This is a genomic window from Chitinispirillales bacterium ANBcel5 (genome assembly GCA_029688955.1).
Taxonomy (GTDB): Bacteria; Fibrobacterota; Chitinivibrionia; order Chitinivibrionales; family Chitinispirillaceae; genus Cellulosispirillum; species Cellulosispirillum alkaliphilum.
The window spans coordinates 1-17,419 of the sequence record JARUKZ010000023.1 but is presented as its reverse complement, the minus strand read 5'-3'; the positions used below and the strand labels follow the sequence as shown (position 1 = coordinate 17,419).

Annotated in this window: 15 protein-coding genes; 6 read left to right on the top strand and 9 right to left on the bottom strand. The window is 41.2% G+C overall.

Translation table 11 applies throughout. The annotated features are described in order from the left end of the window. Positions 1-371 precede the first annotated feature (371 nt). From QA601_12595 to QA601_12570, 6 genes are all read left to right on the top strand, one after another. On the top strand, positions 372-1,169 hold the full coding sequence (locus QA601_12595; GenBank protein MDG5815922.1) for a hypothetical protein: 798 nt from the start codon (positions 372-374) through the stop codon (positions 1,167-1,169). After that, positions 1,166-3,433 (top strand): hypothetical protein, encoded by a 2,268-nt coding sequence (locus tag QA601_12590; protein ID MDG5815921.1) that lies wholly within the window; start codon positions 1,166-1,168, stop codon positions 3,431-3,433. Before QA601_12595 ends, QA601_12590 begins: the two co-directional genes overlap by 4 nt. Before the next feature lie 10 nt (positions 3,434-3,443). Beyond that, a complete protein-coding gene (locus QA601_12585) occupies positions 3,444-4,340 on the top strand; it encodes a hypothetical protein (protein ID MDG5815920.1) in 897 nt (298 codons plus the stop codon). Between the two features lie 11 nt (positions 4,341-4,351). Next, positions 4,352-4,642, top strand: coding sequence for a hypothetical protein (locus QA601_12580; GenBank protein ID MDG5815919.1), 291 nt, complete (start codon positions 4,352-4,354; stop codon positions 4,640-4,642). 10 nt (positions 4,643-4,652) lie between these two features. Next, on the top strand, positions 4,653-5,549 hold the full coding sequence (locus QA601_12575) for a hypothetical protein (GenBank protein MDG5815918.1): 897 nt from the start codon (positions 4,653-4,655) through the stop codon (positions 5,547-5,549). Between the two features lie 303 nt (positions 5,550-5,852). Beyond that, positions 5,853-6,755 (top strand): hypothetical protein, encoded by a 903-nt coding sequence (locus QA601_12570; protein MDG5815917.1) that lies wholly within the window; start codon positions 5,853-5,855, stop codon positions 6,753-6,755. 392 nt (positions 6,756-7,147) lie between these two features. On the opposite strand, the gene QA601_12565 is transcribed toward QA601_12570, so the two are convergent. From QA601_12565 to QA601_12525, 9 genes are read right to left on the bottom strand one after another with little or no spacing between them, the layout of a single operon-like run. Continuing rightward, positions 7,148-8,353, bottom strand: a complete 1,206-nt coding sequence (locus QA601_12565; GenBank protein MDG5815916.1) for a hypothetical protein — start codon at positions 8,351-8,353, stop codon at positions 7,148-7,150. 13 nt (positions 8,354-8,366) lie between these two features. Further along, positions 8,367-9,449, bottom strand: a complete 1,083-nt coding sequence (locus QA601_12560; GenBank protein MDG5815915.1) for a glycosyl hydrolase — start codon at positions 9,447-9,449, stop codon at positions 8,367-8,369. Beyond that, positions 9,442-11,022: a glycosyltransferase family 2 protein gene (locus QA601_12555; GenBank protein MDG5815914.1), complete on the bottom strand. Its 1,581-nt coding sequence runs from the start codon at positions 11,020-11,022 to the stop codon at positions 9,442-9,444. Before QA601_12555 ends, QA601_12560 begins: the two co-directional genes overlap by 8 nt. Then, complete coding sequence (locus QA601_12550) at positions 11,015-11,317, bottom strand: hypothetical protein (protein MDG5815913.1); 303 nt, start codon at positions 11,315-11,317, stop codon at positions 11,015-11,017. Before QA601_12550 ends, QA601_12555 begins: the two co-directional genes overlap by 8 nt. Before the next feature lie 11 nt (positions 11,318-11,328). Beyond that, positions 11,329-12,141: a tetratricopeptide repeat protein gene (locus QA601_12545; GenBank protein ID MDG5815912.1), complete on the bottom strand. Its 813-nt coding sequence runs from the start codon at positions 12,139-12,141 to the stop codon at positions 11,329-11,331. Between the two features lie 21 nt (positions 12,142-12,162). After that, positions 12,163-13,392: a hypothetical protein gene (locus QA601_12540; GenBank protein ID MDG5815911.1), complete on the bottom strand. Its 1,230-nt coding sequence runs from the start codon at positions 13,390-13,392 to the stop codon at positions 12,163-12,165. After that, positions 13,392-14,297, bottom strand: a complete 906-nt coding sequence (locus tag QA601_12535; protein MDG5815910.1) for an NAD(P)-dependent oxidoreductase — start codon at positions 14,295-14,297, stop codon at positions 13,392-13,394. The genes QA601_12540 and QA601_12535 overlap by 1 nt, the downstream gene beginning before the upstream one ends. After that, entirely contained in the window at positions 14,282-15,400 is a 1,119-nt protein-coding gene (rfbG, locus tag QA601_12530) for a CDP-glucose 4,6-dehydratase (protein ID MDG5815909.1), read from the bottom strand. Before rfbG ends, QA601_12535 begins: the two co-directional genes overlap by 16 nt. Positions 15,401-15,402: 2 nt before the next feature. Next, positions 15,403-16,242, bottom strand: a complete 840-nt coding sequence (locus tag QA601_12525) for a glucose-1-phosphate cytidylyltransferase (GenBank protein ID MDG5815908.1) — start codon at positions 16,240-16,242, stop codon at positions 15,403-15,405. Positions 16,243-17,419: the final 1,177 nt, after the last annotated feature.

Below are 17,419 nucleotides of genomic sequence, written 5' to 3'. Positions count from 1 at the left end.
ATCACACAGCAATTATCGCTGCCTTAACCCAAAACCTTGTGAATGTAGATATAATAACCTGAAAGGTTTTGTTATATTAGCCCAGGGTTTCTTCTACCCTGGGCTTTGGGGTATTACATCGTCGTACCGGGCTTTGGTGTTGGTAAATAAACCAAAATCCTTTCAGCTTTAGAAGATAACACGGTACTATCTCTATCATAACCTGAAGGGTTTTCCTCTATCAGTGAAGGGTTTCCTACCCTGGCTGATTGGGTCTCAAATTTATTCCTCCCCTTCTGTCTTCCTTAATTATATTACTGTTAATTCACCATAGAATCAGTCATATAACTTATTTATGCTCCCAAACACCTGAACACCACAAAGGATTACCCATGTCCTTAACCCACGCGGACCTTGACTGGAGTGTCGCGCCGCCTCCGGTAAAACGAAAAGAAAGCAAAAATGAAGACCAACCGGAAGAACCACCTAAATTTATCACCGGGGTTGAAGGTGATCAAACAAACGAGGAGCCACCCGAACCCGAGGTCCGTCTTCTTTTCGCAGAGTGGATCCCTGGACCAAATGGTTTTTGCCACAACGATCAGTGCTTTCTTAAGGTGAATGCTGAGTTTCTAATGGAGACAATCAGAGTAAAACTTAGAGGTAAACTATTTTGTACTTTTGATGGCGAGGAGGAGGATCTGTGCCAGGAGGTAACAGGCGAACTTGACAGTGATGGCACTGCGCTGATAAATATCGAACACCTGTGGTTTGTTGGCAACCGGCATTACAATGCATGGAGAAAAGATCCTATGACCCCCTGCTCCTATAGCATTAAAAACATCTCCCATACGCGGGGAGAAAATACTATAAACAGCCCGGTTTTAGAGATGCCCGCAGAGGGTGATATCAGAGGCGGGGTGTTAGTTACAGTTATCGACAACTGTAACAGAAGTGTTCAGGGAGTTAAAGCTATTCTAAAAACCGATACTGAAGAGCTGTTTAATGACACTCTCAGCGACGGAACGCTCGAGGTATCGGGGATCACTCAGACTGCCCTAAGTTTACAGTGTGAATACGAAGGACACGTTGTTACGCATACACTGAACTGGATTGCCGGAAATGGCCCTTATCCCGTTCAACCCGTTATCGTTACGGCTCCCGACACAAAAGAGGGAGGCGCACAATGACTATTAAGGTTGTTCTTAAAAAGCGCAATACTGCTAACCCGGTGGATTTCAGCGGTTTTCTTGATTCCGACCTGATCACTTCAAATGGTGATGTCATGCGACTGTTTGTTAAGCATTGCACTCCTATACCGAGAGGCGAAAAGCAAGCGGTGCGGGTAAAAATACTTGAGCTTGAAAATGATTTCAATGAAACCAACTGTATCGTTAATGAAAGTAAGGCAGACAAGACAGTCGCGGTGTTTGAGGGCGAACTTGAACACCGCGGCGGGCAATTTATCTTCTCCTCCATGAAACCGCAAAAGCCCGTAGACTGGGCTCAAACGCCACTCTATCCATTTTTTCTTATTACGTTTTGTAACGAATCTGATACTGTGCTTAACAGGGCAGACAACGACACCAAAGCTCCCACCTTTCCGGTGGTCATAGGGACCAAAACAGAACCCTCAGCAGATGGGAAGTTTCAGATTGGGTTTATACTGGAAAACCAGGACGGAACCTATCTGGGCAGCTCCCACAGTGCGGTGTCCTATTTTCTTGGAGAGTACTCTTACGAGCAGTTGCTACAGATGCTCCATACACGGACGGAACTGGATGATTTAAATCTGCTGCACTGCACCACCCTCTTAAATGGCATGTCTGATTGGGAGTCCTTTGCTCCTCCTGCCAGAACTTATGATCACAATAGTTCACTTACCGCTGTAATTGAGAGAGAGACAAAGACAGTAGAACAGGCACTGGAGAAAATAGAACATCTTGTAAAGACCTCAAATAACCCCTATTTTCAGCATATTCGTGCGGTGAACGAATATTATGAGGTACTTGCCAACTACAAGGACGCGATCCGGTATTTAGAACAGATGGAAAGTGGTCAAAGAGTTGAATGGGATCAGATTGTAACCTATACAAATACATTTATAAAGCCTTATGTAGACAAGTTAAATGACCTTGAACAAACTATAGCACAGTATTTAAAGATGGATGCCTATCCACCCGCGGAGTATATCGAACAGATAACCACCTATTCTCAGATTATAGAGCGCAACCAAAGAATAGATGAGTTTCTTAACAATCCCGCTGTTCAGATTATGGCACTGCTTCCTGGTGCTGGAGTTGTAACCGGAGCGTTGCGGCTCATTCAGGGGAATACCTTTGATGGATTGTTGCAGATATTTGGCAGTGTGGTTACCTACGGAAGTTTTCTGAGGCTTTCCCGGGTTGCACGGGCGTACCGAAATGGCTCTGCTAATACGGTAAGGATGTTGTATAGTTGCAGATACAGAAACGTAGTATCAAAAATCACCACTCCGGATGTGATGGAGGCACTGGTCAGATCATCTTCACGTCAGTCCGGTGCGGTTTTGGGGAATGTTTTTGGCACCATTAATTCATTTAAAGCGATCAGAAGCCATGTGGATTCACTCGCGGTGCTTCACCGGAACCGTAACTACATAAGAGAGATGACCCAAAGAGCCATTGCCGGAATAAACGGGGGCATGATAGGCAACACCGACCAATTTATATTGTTTTTAAACCAACTAGGGAATACCAATGCGACGATGGAGTTTTTTGCGCTGCTACGGATTCTTTGTGTGGGAGTGAAAGGCGCACGGAATGCATGCAGTGTTACTCTTGATGCCATGGATGATATCAGGAGTTTGCTAGGATACAAAGACGATGTTCCCGGTGTTCAGGATATTGATGTCGATTCAGTAAATAAAATCACAGAACTGTTTAACATTCTAAACCGTAGGGAAACTGACTTCAATATAGATGAGATTATCTTCAAAACTACCGAACATTTCAATACTGACAGCTCTATAATCACCTATTTTAATGAAGATCTAAAGACCTATGACAGGTTTGGGGTAAGAACCGATCCTGATATACGCTACCAGAATACCCTTGCCGAGATGCTCTGTGCGCTTGAAGAGATCGGTTCATTGTGGAAAGAGGAGAAGCAAAGAAGAGATCAGTGGATTCGGGAAAACAGAGATCGTTATGTTCAGATGTCAGAAGAAGCGCTTTATAGAGAATGGGCACGCAACAGGGGAATACCCCATATCTCCTTAAATAAACAATTCGATAATCTGATCGAAAAACTGAAGGGGCAGATAGAGTACAAAGAAGCACTTACCGGAAAAGGAAAACTTTTTCTGTTAGACCGGTATCCAAAATACTATAACAACACAAAAATTATATACGCTTTTGATTTTGAGACGTTTAAAGAACATGCATCAAAACTTTTACATCAATACTATTACTGAGGTACATATAATGAAGATAACTTTAATTGTTTTATTGGTAACTACGGTGGTGATGGGACAAAAAAAATTTAACCCTGAGCACTTTATTCAAAAACATAACCTACATTTGCCTGAAGTTACCGATAGTATGGTTGATATTTCTAACCATACACACAAGAGTGATAGTTGGTATTATTTCTATAAAGATGAATCTGATAATGTTGACAGTGTTTTTAGATACCTTAATATTGAAGGTTTTCCTGCAAGTAAGAGCTTCGAAAAACATCACTCGCATGAAGACACCATTATCATACAAGCAATATCAATATCGCAAACAAGTTTTGATACAACTAATAATTATCTTGAAATAAAGTACAACAATAAAATAATCTATGTCTATCCTAAGACCAATTGCTCTACTCTTGTTACCTACAATGCCTGGGGTCAGCGCAAGAGTGAAAAGAGAAAATGTCCCGATGATGAAGAATTCAGTGGTGTTAGATTTTCTTTTACCCCTAAAGAGGAATTTGTCGAATCTATACGGTTTAGAGACAACAAAATAGACTCAAGTCTAATACGCTGGTATTATTTTACCCCATTTGACAGCGTTGTTGCAGAATACACAGTTAGCCCCAATACCCCACCTCTCCTTTTAGGTCTATTCACATACACACCTTTCAATAGAAGACAATTTTCATTTGATTTTGATACCCGTACCAATATAAACCAGGTAGTTCGATTTAATTACTATACGTACAATAACAACAAACGATTGCACAGGATCTACTTTTTCAGATTAAAGCAATTCACTATTCCCGAAGACGGCTTTGTTCTTACCAACTACACCGAATACACCTACGATTCGCTTGGGCGCAAAACATCTATGATTACCCGAGTGGTTCCGGATAAAGAGGGAGAGAGTGAGTAGGTGATCTCTTGTTGATTGGACAAAACAGTGAACGTTTTGTTCCGATGCCGGATCAGGCACTTCATATTAAGTGGGCACGAAACAGGGAAATACCCAATGTATCTTTAAGTACACAGATCGATAATCTGATTGAAAAGCTGAAAGGCCAGATAGAGTACAAAGAAGCACTTACCGGAAAATCAAAACTATTTCTGTTAGACCGATATCCAAAATACTATAACAACACAAAAATCATATACGTTTTTGATTTCGAAACGTTCAAAAAACATGCATCCAAACTTATACATCAATACTATTACTGAGGTACAGATTATGAAGATAACTATAGTAATTTTCCTGCTGACTACGATTGTGATCGCGCAAAAAAAGTTTGATCCAGACCACTTTATCCAAAAGCACGACCTCAATCTGCCTAAAGTTACTGATGAGATGCTTGATGTTTCTAACCATACACATAAGAGTGATAGTTGGTTTTATTTCTATAAAGATGATTCTGATATGGTTGACAGCGTTTTTAGGTTTCTTAATATTGAAGGTTTTCCACCCAATAAACGATATGAGGACTACTTACACCGTAATGATTCAAGTTTTATAAATAGCGTCTCGATATCTAAGGAAGACCTTGATACTACCAGTAACTACCACGAAATTCGTTATGATAACAGTATATTATACATAAACCACCAAAACAGATGCTCTACTCTTGTTACCTACAATTCATGGGGTCAGCGCAAGAGTGAAAAGAGAAAATGTCCCGATGATGAAGAATTCAGTGGTGTTAGATTTTCTTTTACCCCTAAAGAGGAATTTGTCCAATCTATACGGTTTAGAGACAACAAAATAGACTCAAGTCTAATACGCTGGTATTATTTTACCCCATTTGACAGCGTTGTTGCAGAATACACAGTTAGCTCCAATACCCCACCTCTCCTTTTAGGGCTATTCACATACACACCTTTCAATAGAAGACAATTTTCATTTGATTTTGATACCCGTACCAATATAAACCAGGTAGTTCGATTTAATTACTACACCTACAATAACAACAAACAATTGCACAGGATCTACTTTTTCAGATTAAAGCAATTCACTGTTCCCGAAGACGGCTTTGTTCTCACCAACTACACCGAATACACCTACGATTCGCTTGGGCGCAAAACTTCCATGATTACCCGAGTGGTTCCGGATAAAGAGGGAGAGAGTGAGTAGGTGATCTCTTGTTGATTCGACAAAACAGTGACCGTTTTGTTCCGATGCCGGATCAGGCACTTCATATAAAATGGGCACGCAACAGAGAATACCCAATATATCCTTAAATAAACAATCTGATTGAAAAACTAAAGGGGCAGATAGAATATGTTGAAGCACTTACCGGAAAATCAAAACTTTTTCTGTTAGATCGGTATCCAAAATACTATAACAACACAAAAATCATATACGCGTTTGATTTTGAGACGTTTAAAGAACATGCATCCAAACTCATAAACCAATACTATTACTGAGGTACAGATAATGAAGATAACTTTAATTGTTTTATTGGTAACTACGATGGTGATGTCACAAAAAAAGTTTAACTCTGATCACTTTATTCAAAAACACGATCTTAATTTGCCTGAAGTTACCTATGAGATGCTTGATGTTTCTAACCATATACATAGAAGTGACAGTTGGTTTTATTTCTATAAAGATGATTCTGAAAAGATTGATAGTGTTTTTAGGTTACTGAATATTGAGGGTTTTCCATCAAACAAGCGATTTGAGAAACATTTACACCGTAATGATTCAATTTTTATAAATAGCGTTTCCATTTCTCAGGAAGATTTTGATACTACCAGCAACTATCGTATAATTGTCTCAAACGATTACCAAAGAGAAACACGCTTTGATTTAATTAGGGACTGTCAGATAGAGCTCGAAAGTACTCCCTCGGGTCAGCGCAAGAGTGAAAAGAGAAAGTGCCGCGATGATGAAGAATTCAGTGGTGTTGAATTTACCTTTACTCCTAAAGATGAATATATTGAATCTATTGAAATTCGTAATGGTAAGCCTAAATTCAATGATATTAGATGGTACTATATTACTCCTTTCGATAGCTTATGTGCTGAATACATAAAAGAACCAGATAAAGATCCATTCATAATTAAACTTTACACCTATACCCCCTTTCAGAAACGGGAATATGAATACAGTTTAGGAATCTACTCTAACCAGGGTGATGTTATACGGTTTAATTTTTACACTTATACTGAACACAACCAGGTAGAAAGAATCTACTTTTTCAGCCTTAAAAACTACCCAAACCTTGAAGACGGCTTTGTTCTCACCAACTACACCGAATACACCTACGATTCGCTTGGGCGCAAAACATCTATGATTACCCGAGTGGTTCCGGATAAAGAGGGTGAGGGTGAGTAGAGGATAAATTTTTCTTTTTTGGACGCCTTTGGATGTTAAGTGACATGGTACACTCTTGCAGGGCTGATTTGGTGAAAATTACACCAATTTCCCATCCTCCAAAAAACTACACGCAATAGCAAAATGCATCGGCACAGCAATAAAATACCCCGATAGGCCATCACGACCTTAGCATGGTGTCTCCTGCCCTATGCTAAATGAGTCCTAATGATTAAACAAGAACCTTCATTGGTAACTTTGCTTCCAAACCACCCGGTACTTTTCCCTAATACATGCAAAATCTACATGACTACCCTCTCTGACTATATTATTGAGACATAGTCATGTATTGTGTTATAAGTAACATTAGAAGGGCAAAAGGACCCCTGAAGCATTCATTATGAGTGATCAGATTATTTTACTGCTCTTATTTTTATACTTTTACTCTGTCCGGTTTTAAGAAACACACCCGAAGCACTTCTTTGATCTATCTTCCTGCCGGACAAATCATAGATAGTGTAATTTGAAATTGATCTCTGAGCGGCTGGTATGTTTCTGTTACGGTTGACAGAGATACTGCTCTGAACATTTTCAACTTCAGCTTTCCACAAATTCCCATCATTGTAGTTTTGCCACACAACTACATTTTCCCATAACCGAGGCTCTCCCATATAACCAGCCATATTTTCACTAACCAATATTTTTTCTTTTGTGTTTAGATTGAGTGCAACTATCTGAGAATTTGATGCATCATCATCTCCGTTAAGTCCAAAGTCCTGCCACACAACAAGCTGTTCTGAAATCTGTGGAGATCCCTGATACCCGCTGCCAGTGTAAATCTGATTTTCAGAGGTTGTTTCTAGGTCAAAAAGGTAGATATCGAAATTGTCGGGATCTCCTGCGCCGTTTCGATTATCCTCCCAAACAATTTTTGAGTTGTAAATAAACGGATTAGCCTGATGAAATCGATTATTTGTAATCGCAATTTCCTGATTAGTAGTTAGATCATAGAGGTAGATATCAGAGCTACCATTTCTATAATCCTGCCATACTATTCTGTTTTCATGAATGTGGGGATTTGATTTATAACCTGCAGCAGTGGTTATTCTTCGTTCTACTCCCTGATCCACATCATACATATAAATTTCAACTGTAGTATCCCCAGGAGAAAAGTGCCTGTAGTCGGTCCAGACAACCTTTTGGCCGTACACCGCGATATGTTCTTTGTAAGCCGCATCAGTAGTAACGGTAACCTCTTCACCGGTGTTGAGCTTGTGAATTTTTACATAGTATGATACATTGTTCGTTTCCCCGGGTCCCATTCCAAAACCATTTGATTCTGTATAGTCTATCCAGGCGAACATTTCTCCTCCAAAAACAAGAGGGTATAACAATTTAGTACCTTGCCTAACCTGCACAGAAGAACCTGTTTGGTGATTTAATTTAGAAATATCGTAGAAACTTCTCCAGTCCTGAAAATAGACATAGTTGCCATAAATACCAGGGACATCCTGCAAAACCATATTTTCATGAAGTACAGTATGTGTTATGTTGTTAGATGCAGCATTTGCTATAGTGAATATAAGGTAAAAAGTAACATACACTAAATTATTTTTCATATGCTCACTCCCGCTATTTTGTCAGTGAATATTTATAATTGCCCAGGAAAGTGAAACAGGTGGATGGAAGTACACCTCTGATCTCTTCAATATCGTATTCATTTAAAGCCCAGTCGATTTTTCTTCCAGAGGTCCTGTCTGCAGGGTTATCAAAGAAAATCACGGCCCTGATTTTTTTGAATTTATTGGTGATCTGTTCAAACATCTCCCTATACCATACTTCCCTGCTTCCTCCCATGGCAACCGACCCCACTTCAGCAATCATAAAAGGTTTGTCAATGTCCTCCAGTTCAAGGTATATAGGGGTAAGCAGTTGATCGAATGTAAGCCATCGTGCCCATTGATTACCCTGAATAAGATCGCCGTAGTTAAATATATCAAGAGCCACCCAGTCGACATAGTCATCCCCCGGATAATATTTTATGTCTCCAACCTTATAGGGGCTCCATACCCATATAGCGTTGGTTGCTCCAACAGAAGCGAATATTGAACGCACATGGATCCATGCATCGATAAAATCTTCTTCTGTATTTTTGTTATCTGGTGACCATGGATACTGGGGGTTTGACATCTCGTGCGCGAACCTGAGAAAAAATGGTTTTCCCCATCTCACAGCACCTTTGGCCCACTGCTCTATGTACGCATCATACACACCATCTGCAATGTCCCTCACCAATCCGATTTCTCTTTGTGGCATGGGACGAAGATAATCACTGTGAAACCTGTTAACCCAGGGCTCCCATGTGAGCATAGGCACTCTGTTGCTTTGATGAACATGCTCCATAAGAGCCATTGGAAAAGTGTGTCCTTCACCATCTCCCCAGGCCTGATAAAAGGAGATGATATTAAACTGCTCACCTATTCCTTCTTCAATCTCCTCGGTTTTTGAAAACACATAAGGCAACTCAGGCCTGTATATGCCAAGTACACATTCGTTTATATCAACTGAATTAATTTCTACAACATTTCTTCGGGTTATATTTTCAAAGTACCAGTTTCGGGCAAATTTCTCAAACTCAAGCACACCTAGAAACAGTACCGCCAAAAAGCTACAATATAAAACTGTTAAACCGGCTACAGTGTACTTTTTATTCATTGGACCCACCTTTTGATGTAAACCACTGAGAGTGAGCAATAACTACAACCGGCAGCATGAGGATTACATTACATACTGCAAAGAAAATCATGACCCAAACCCCACTCTCCATCCTATCGTAAGTTAAAATACTGTAAACAACTGCGGCAACAGAAAGGACAACTATAAAAAGGTGAGGTATCACAAGCCCGGTAAATGTTTTACACTCCTTTTTTTTAGGAGTTGGAAGATAGGGAACTTTCTGTCGTGTTATCCAGTTTATAAGCCCGATGATATAGATCGGCCAGGTTCCTTTTTTTAGTACCATACTACGCCACAAAAACCCTTTTTCGTCCGGATGTCTAAACCAACGCTGAACGTACCAACTAATAACCAGACACATGAGAGCATAGGGAGCCAAATGAATCAAAAACTCTGTAAACTCCATTTCTACAGCCCATAAACCGAAAAAGAGAAAAATGATCGGTAAAATACAGGTGATAGCGGTTGCAAGCCCTTCTAAATAATAAGAACCAGCAAAGAGGTAATGAAGCTTTTGAGAAAATTTCAGTTTTTTAAACCTGGGCAAGACTTCCTGGCTAAATGCCCCAAACATTCCGGTACACCATTTAAGCTGCTGTTTAAAATATGCCCCCAGGTCTCCAGGAGCCAAACCAGAGGTAAGTTTGTACGGGACATAAGCACTCTTCCACCCTGAAGCGTGCAGACGTATCGATGTCACCAGATCTTCTGCTAAATGTACAGCGTGACCACCAATACTTTCCAAAGCCGACCGTCTGAAAGTGCAGTTAGCCCCTATGGCAACGGTCGTACCCAGCCCCTGCATCCCCATCATTGTAGGCCCGTAAAAATCATACGTCTGCTCAGCGGATGCCCGTGCGACAAAACTTTCACTTTGATTATAATACCCCTGAACAACCTGCACAAAACCTACCTGTGGATCATCGAAATGACCAAGCACCTGATGGAAAAAGTTATCTTCCGGAATATGATCAGGGTCGATTACCAGTATATATTCCCCTGAGGATCGTTGCATGGCATAGTTTACCTTCCCAGCTTTAGCACCTTCAACCTTGCTGCAATCAAGGTGGATAACACCCAATTTTTGGCAAAGCTTTTGAAGCTTTGGATCATTTCCACCGTCAAGAAGATAACTGGTATGAGGGTATTGTATCTTTGCTATTGCACTCAATGTTTTCTCAAACATCTCGTAAGGTTCCCCGGGCATCGCGGTTGTGAACACATCAACACTTAGTCCCTCTTTCACTTTCTTATGATTGGTTCCGGTAATAAAGAATAAATAGAACCAATTGATAACAGTTCTAAATACTCCCCAACCAATCGCAAAACTGAGGAAAACAAAAAACAGATTATTTCTTCTATGCTGAGGTTCAAACCACCAGAAAAGAAAAAACAGTGCGGATTCTATTCCAAGGGTTATTAGAGCAATAAGACAAACTCTCTCTACTAACGAAACAGTATCCCTACATCCCGAAATACACTTTCTAACAGGGGTTTGAGTCTTTACATCTGTTTTACTTTCTACAACTGTGGTATCCAATACTTCACTCACCTGGTTCATCTCCTGTTACAGGAGTTTTTTTATAGTTTGTTACCTTTTTCTGGTTCCATTTCTCCTCATCCCACCAGCACTGATACACATCTCCGTTACTCTCAAATATTGTATATATGTAGTAAGAAGAACCATCTTCAAAACTGTGGTGATGCCCTACCGCGGAGATGTTTCCACTCTGTATTGTTGGGTACAGTTGTATAACGATATTAACCAGAAGTAATAAGGCTACAGTAAACAGTGCGACAGCCAATAAGTTTCGGTTCATTTGATACTGATCTTTTTCCTTTGGCAAAATTGTTCCTCCTATCTTACCCACATAAGTTGCTCAAGTTTCGCCTTCACCTCATAGTTTTGAGGATCAACCGACAGTGCTTCTTCATACTTTTTTATCGCTTCTTTATACTTGCCCTGCCACTCGTATATCGTTCCCAAACCAAGATAAGCATCAATTAATTCAGGATTGATTGAAAGAGCCTTTTTATACTCTTCTATTGCATCATCAAATCTCCTTTGCCATCCCAAAACCTCAGCCTTATTAACTTTGGCCAAAAGTTTTATATCTCCTGCATCAGGCAACTCTATAATCTTGTCGAATACCGCAACAGCTTCCCGGTACTTTCTTTCCCAACCTCTCAGTATTCCAATTTCAAGCATTACCTCATAATCGTCGGGATCACTTTCAAGCAACGATTCATAAATTTCAGTTGCCCTTCTGTACTTTCTATCCCATCCCAAAGATTTTGCTAATCCCATAAGCACCTCTCTGCTTTGGGGATACTCCTCTTTAAGGCTTGTAAATTCATCAATTGAAGCACGGAACTCCTGATTATACGCAAGTACCCGAGCATACCGTATTCGAATCTCTTTATCTGAAGGGTCAAATTCAAGCGCTTTTCTCAGGTGACCAAGAGCCTGATCAACCATAAATAGCTCAAAGTACGCTTCACCGAGAAGTTTAGAGACTTCTGGTCCTTCTTCACACTCTTGAAGCACATTGATAGCTTCAGAATACTTTTCTCTATCCATCAGCTCCTCTGCGTCACTAAAACATTCAGAAGTAGAAAAAGCAAACAGCACCTTAATAAGTATAAGAATGTATAGTGTCTTAGTCTTCACAATTACCGCACCTCCCGGTTATTAAAAAAATGTATTGATCAAAAATCTAACTGTATTCAAATAATACCTCTGGTCACTGAAATATCCCCAGGATTTGTAGGGAAATGAAAAATAGTTATATTCCACAACCATTTCTGCTGTGGACCAGGGTGAAAACTTAACTTCAACATCGAAATTCATCGGCGCTGTAAACCGCTGAGTGTAAGATGATTGATATTTGAGGTAGTTCTCTGAATGTTCCAGGTTAAAACCATCAAGATATTCGGGATAGGAATTGTACCTTCTTGATGAGTACAACGGGAACTCCACTTTGGGTGTAATATGAAATCCACTTACAGAGAATGGTACCGATATAATGATATTGTGAGCGATCTCATGCAGTGGTGTTTCATAGGGATAGTATGAGTAACTCTGTTTTCTTAATGCCTGTACTACCGGACCACCACCCCCGGGTCTGTGCTGCGAAGACTGTTCCTGTGTGTATAATGTATCACTCTCCCCGGTAAGCATGTACCGATCGTGATTGCTGTGTTCCCAGGCAAAAGAGTATCCCAGGTATAAGCCCCCAACTTTTTTGTAAATATAGGCACTTGCATTTTGTAACAGGTTTGTTTCTAATTTGAGCTGTGTATCGTAGGGATTCCAAATGCCCCTGGGTCGCTCCGAAAGATGTGTTGTATCGACCATACTTTCTTCAGGAACAAGATAGTGCTGGCCATAACTAAAAGCAGCTGCCCCTCCGTTAAAAATTTTTTGAATCGTTGCTGTAAAACCGCTGTTGGTAATTTCATTAAGTATAGCATCTGCTCTGACTATCCTACCGGTATGGTATAGTGAAAGACTTAAATCACTGCCAGCGGTAAAAGGTACAGATCTATAGTTCAAGTCAATAACCCCTGAGGGAATTGTTCTGCTTCCAGGAATTACATCTGCGCCTAATTGAGCATCAACACAAAAAATTCCCGGGATAACATTCATACCGATTCCACCCAACACACTTAAAACATTTGCATCAAGGTCTGCTACCCCTTTGTGTTCGGGTTGTGTATACTTTAAATACTGAAGAGTGCCAAGCAGTGAAAACCTGTAATTAAACTGATGGTTTATCTTTAACTCAGTATCGTAGATTTCTGTGGGAAGAAAATCTCTTGAGTATGAAGTCCTGAAATTTATATCCGTGAGTCCATAGCTCTGAGTTACGACTAACGTTAGTCCTGTAAAAAGTAGAAATATGAATCGTAGCTTCATCATTAGTACGCTTTCAGTTTTAACAGTTTCTCAAGCCCGCTTTTCAGATCAGTCTCAGCGCTCCACCCGGTTCTTCTCTTAAACTTTTCTGAATTAAGATTATACTCCCAGGACTCTTTTTCCCTGTATGGCAAAGCTCCCACTTTAAGCAGATCGTTCTTTTGGGCAATGCTCATAGCCATGTTCGCGGCATCAATCATTTTTACAGCGTTACCCGTTCCAAGATTATACAGTCCTGTAACACTGTTTCTAACCGCCATACAAAAGGCACTGACCACATCATCGATGTAAATAAAATCTCTCTTCTGCTCCCCGGCAGTCATTTTAAACTGTTCGTTATTATTTATTGCACTCACCAGAGAGGGGATAAACATAGAAGCTTTTTGATCTGGTCCATAAAGAACCGCGATTCTAAAAATGGTACTGGGAATTGAATACCTCATTGAGAAAAAACGTACCATCTCTTCTGCACAATACTTTGAAAGAGAATAATAGTCTTCAGGAGAAACCCTGGTGTCCTCAAAAAAAGGACCTGGTTGGTTACCATACACAAGTCCGGTTGAAGAGAACAGGAAGTGACTTCTGTTGGCTCGCGCGACCTGCAGCATATTGTGAGTTGATCCCTCATTGCCTTTAAATAATTCCAACTGAGATCTGACATCTTCACTCTTTGCTAAAACACCGGCAAGGTGAATCACTGTATCCGGTTTAAGATCAATGAGCTCTTTTATGCATCCGGAATCCCCTACATCAACTCTTTTATAAGTAAGGCGCGTTGGTTCACCTCTTACCTTCGCCTGTTCCTGAATATCAACTCCAATTATCTTGTCATTACCTGTACGAAGCAGCGCTTCCAATACACTATGGCCCAAAAAACCATTCACTCCGGTGATTAAAAATGTGCCCATGCGTTGCCCCCGTTACCAGCCTCTTGTATGTATGCATAGAGATCATTTACACTATCTGCTTTTCCAACTTCGTAAAAACTTTTGTACCACCTGATAGCAGTGTTTATCGCCTTTTCCGCGTCCCAGACTGTTTTCCACCCCAAGGCATTTTTAGCCTTTGAACAGTCGAGTTTAAGATATTTGGCTTCATGGGGATGATTATCGCGTTGATCGTCGATAGTGTATTTAAAAGCAGGCCAGGATTTTTCCACTTCAAGCATTACCTGCTCAACCGTAAGCGCATCTTTGTCTTCGGGGCCAAAGTTCCAACCCTGAGCGTAACCGGCATTCCCTCTGAGAAGTTTTTCACCCAAAAGAAGATAGCCACTAAGACACTCAAGCACATGCTGCCATGGTCTTATGGCGCCTGGATTGCGAATTACTACCGGCTCCTTTTTACTAACCGCCCTTACTACATCGGGTAAAAGTCTGTCCAGAGCCCAGTCACCCCCTCCTATTACATTGCCGGCCCTTGCGGTAGCGACAAGCAGATTATGACTTTGCCCATACTTGTCAGGGTTAAGAAAGGAACGACGATAACTTGCCACCGCGACTTCAGTGCACCCCTTTGAAGCGCTATAAGGATCATAACCACCGAAAGGATCGGTCTCCCTGTAACCCCAGACCCATTCTCTGTTCTCATACACTTTATCACTGGTAACTACAACGCAGGCTTGTACAGAATCACTTTTTCTGCACTCATCGAGTACATTAAGAGTACCGATCACATTGGTGGTAAATGTCTCAACCGGCTCATCGTATGATAGACGAACCAGAGGCTGTGCCGCGAGATGAAATACTATATCGGGCTTTATCCTGCTTATTGTTCTTCCCAGTTTCTCTTTATCTAAAATATCTGCTGTGGTTGAATCAATTTCCATGTCAAGAAGGGAGTAATGGTTTGGAGTGGTAGGAGAAGTAAGTGAATAGCCACTTACCTGAGCTCCCATTTCACAGAGCCATAATGAAAGCCAGGAGCCTTTAAATCCGCTATGCCCCGTAACCAACACCTTTTTTCCCTTATAAACAGAACCAAACATTTTTTCTAAATCAGTGCCGTTCATACCTACCAAATCCTCCAGGGAGCTTTACGTTTTTTCCACATAGTATTTAGTGATTCGTAATCCTTATAGGTATCCATGCAGTGCCAAAACCCCTCATGTTTAAACATACCTATCTTAGAATCACGCACAAGTATTCTAAAGGGTCTGTCTTCAAGTACCGTTGCATCACCCTCTATGTAGTCAAATATCTCCTTTTCAAAAACAAAGTATCCACCGTTAATAACCCCCGCAAGCGATGGTTTCTCTCTGAAACTGGTAACGGTGCCATCCTCTGTAGTCTCAACCACCCCAAAAGTAGTGGGAAGATGAACTCCGGTAAGAGTAGCGGTTTTACCGCTTTGAATGTGTGTACTGTACAGTTCTCTTAAATCCAAATCAGATAACCCATCACCATAGGTACAGAAAAAGCGATCGGTGTCAATATGTTTTTCTATGCGCTTTAGCCTGCCCCCGGTCATTGTTTCCTCTCCGGTATGCGCGAATGTTATCTCCCAATCATCAACATCACTGTCCTCACATTTGCAGCCATTGTAATGGAACTTCTTCTGCTCCTTGTCATTGATTTTCATAGTGAAATCATGGTTGCGGCTGTGATAATTCTCGAAGTAATCAACGATCATTTCACCTTTATACCCCAGACACAGCACAAAGCTCCTCACCCCGTAAAAGGAGTAGGTTTTCATGATATGCCAAAGTATAGGTTTTCCGCCTATATCGATAAGAGGCTTTGGCCTTTTTTCTGTTACAGAGCGAATTCTGGTGCCCTGCCCACCACAGAGTATTACAGCCTGAAGATTAGAGAGTTGTTCCATTTTGCTTACCTTTATTGAAACTGTGATCATCGAAAGGCAAACACCTTAAGCAAGATATACGCCAAGCTTACATTTTCTTTTATACCAATGACTTATAGTATTGCCTCCCATTTCTACCAAGCATACACTTGAGGTGTATTCACCCCACTTTTGAACTGTAGGTCGCCAAATCATAGATAAGTGGCTGTTATTGAGGCAGTTATACTCTCACACATAAATGGGGTTTAATGACTACTATGTGCATGGGCTACCCTTCTACTTGTTTTCAGCAGTTCTCTTTGTCTCACATGGAGACTGAGATCGTTCCTCGCTCAGAAAAGACGATTGCTAATTAGAAATAAAAGGATAGATTTTTATGGGGCTAAAGGCGATAGACTGGGTCACCCCCGGGCGTCAATGGTGAAAGCGTGTAAAGATCCGTTTGGGGGGCCCCTTCGGCTATGATTGCGGGAGGAATTTGGAATGAAGGAATGTGTCTACACCTCGGCTGGGTATTATTGACAATGCACTTAAGCAGTTCCTCGAGCATGCCCTAAGCAGTTCCTCGAGCGTAGTCGAGAGGCGTACCTGTTCTAATATAGTGTAAAGAAAATAGCAACTATCCGTCTTTCCATTTTCCTGCTCAACGCTCAAATCGCCCCAGGTAAAGAAACCATGGGGCTAAAATAGAAATCCCCTTTGGGGTATTATATCGACGTTTCCAGGCGTTGGTATAGGCAGGTATCCTGAAACTTTTCCTGCCTTGGAAAATTGAACGGGCCCCTCTCTATAAGCACCTGAAATAAACTGAAAGGTTTACCTCTGTCAGCGAAGGTTTCCTACCCTGGTTGATGGCGCCTTGACCTCTCCTCTTTAGCGCTGAAAGCGCGGGATATTATAGCCCGGGGTAAGCCAGTCTTCTGGCGCAGCCCCGGGTGTTTATGCCCAAAAAGATACCAAGCGCTGAAAGTGCGGGATATTCGTTGATTCCATCGAAAAAGCAGAGGTAAAAAGTTGGGGATGTGAATAGGAAAAATTTTTATGGGGCTAAAGACGATAGACTGGGTCACCCCCGGGCGTCAATGGTGAAAGCGTGGAAGGACCCGTTTGGGGGGACCCTTGGGCTATGATTTCGGGAGGAAGGGAAGTTGGAATTCTTGTCTCGCGGTCTTGCCGTCCCACATTTTTCCCAGGTAGGAAACCTGGGGCTAATATAAATAACCCCTTT

Coding starts and splice junctions, on each gene's coding strand:
- QA601_12595 (MDG5815922.1), top strand. CDS start 372: ATGTCCTTAACCCACGCGGACCTTGACTGGAGTGTCGCGCCGCCTCCG.
- QA601_12590 (MDG5815921.1), top strand. CDS start 1,166: ATGACTATTAAGGTTGTTCTTAAAAAGCGCAATACTGCTAACCCGGTG.
- QA601_12585 (MDG5815920.1), top strand. CDS start 3,444: ATGAAGATAACTTTAATTGTTTTATTGGTAACTACGGTGGTGATGGGA.
- QA601_12575 (MDG5815918.1), top strand. CDS start 4,653: ATGAAGATAACTATAGTAATTTTCCTGCTGACTACGATTGTGATCGCG.
- QA601_12570 (MDG5815917.1), top strand. CDS start 5,853: ATGAAGATAACTTTAATTGTTTTATTGGTAACTACGATGGTGATGTCA.
- QA601_12565 (MDG5815916.1), bottom strand. CDS start 8,353: ATGAAAAATAATTTAGTGTATGTTACTTTTTACCTTATATTCACTATA.
- QA601_12560 (MDG5815915.1), bottom strand. CDS start 9,449: ATGAATAAAAAGTACACTGTAGCCGGTTTAACAGTTTTATATTGTAGC.
- QA601_12540 (MDG5815911.1), bottom strand. CDS start 13,392: ATGATGAAGCTACGATTCATATTTCTACTTTTTACAGGACTAACGTTA.
- QA601_12535 (MDG5815910.1), bottom strand. CDS start 14,297: ATGGGCACATTTTTAATCACCGGAGTGAATGGTTTTTTGGGCCATAGT.
- rfbG (MDG5815909.1), bottom strand. CDS start 15,400: ATGAACGGCACTGATTTAGAAAAAATGTTTGGTTCTGTTTATAAGGGA.
- QA601_12525 (MDG5815908.1), bottom strand. CDS start 16,242: ATGATCACAGTTTCAATAAAGGTAAGCAAAATGGAACAACTCTCTAAT.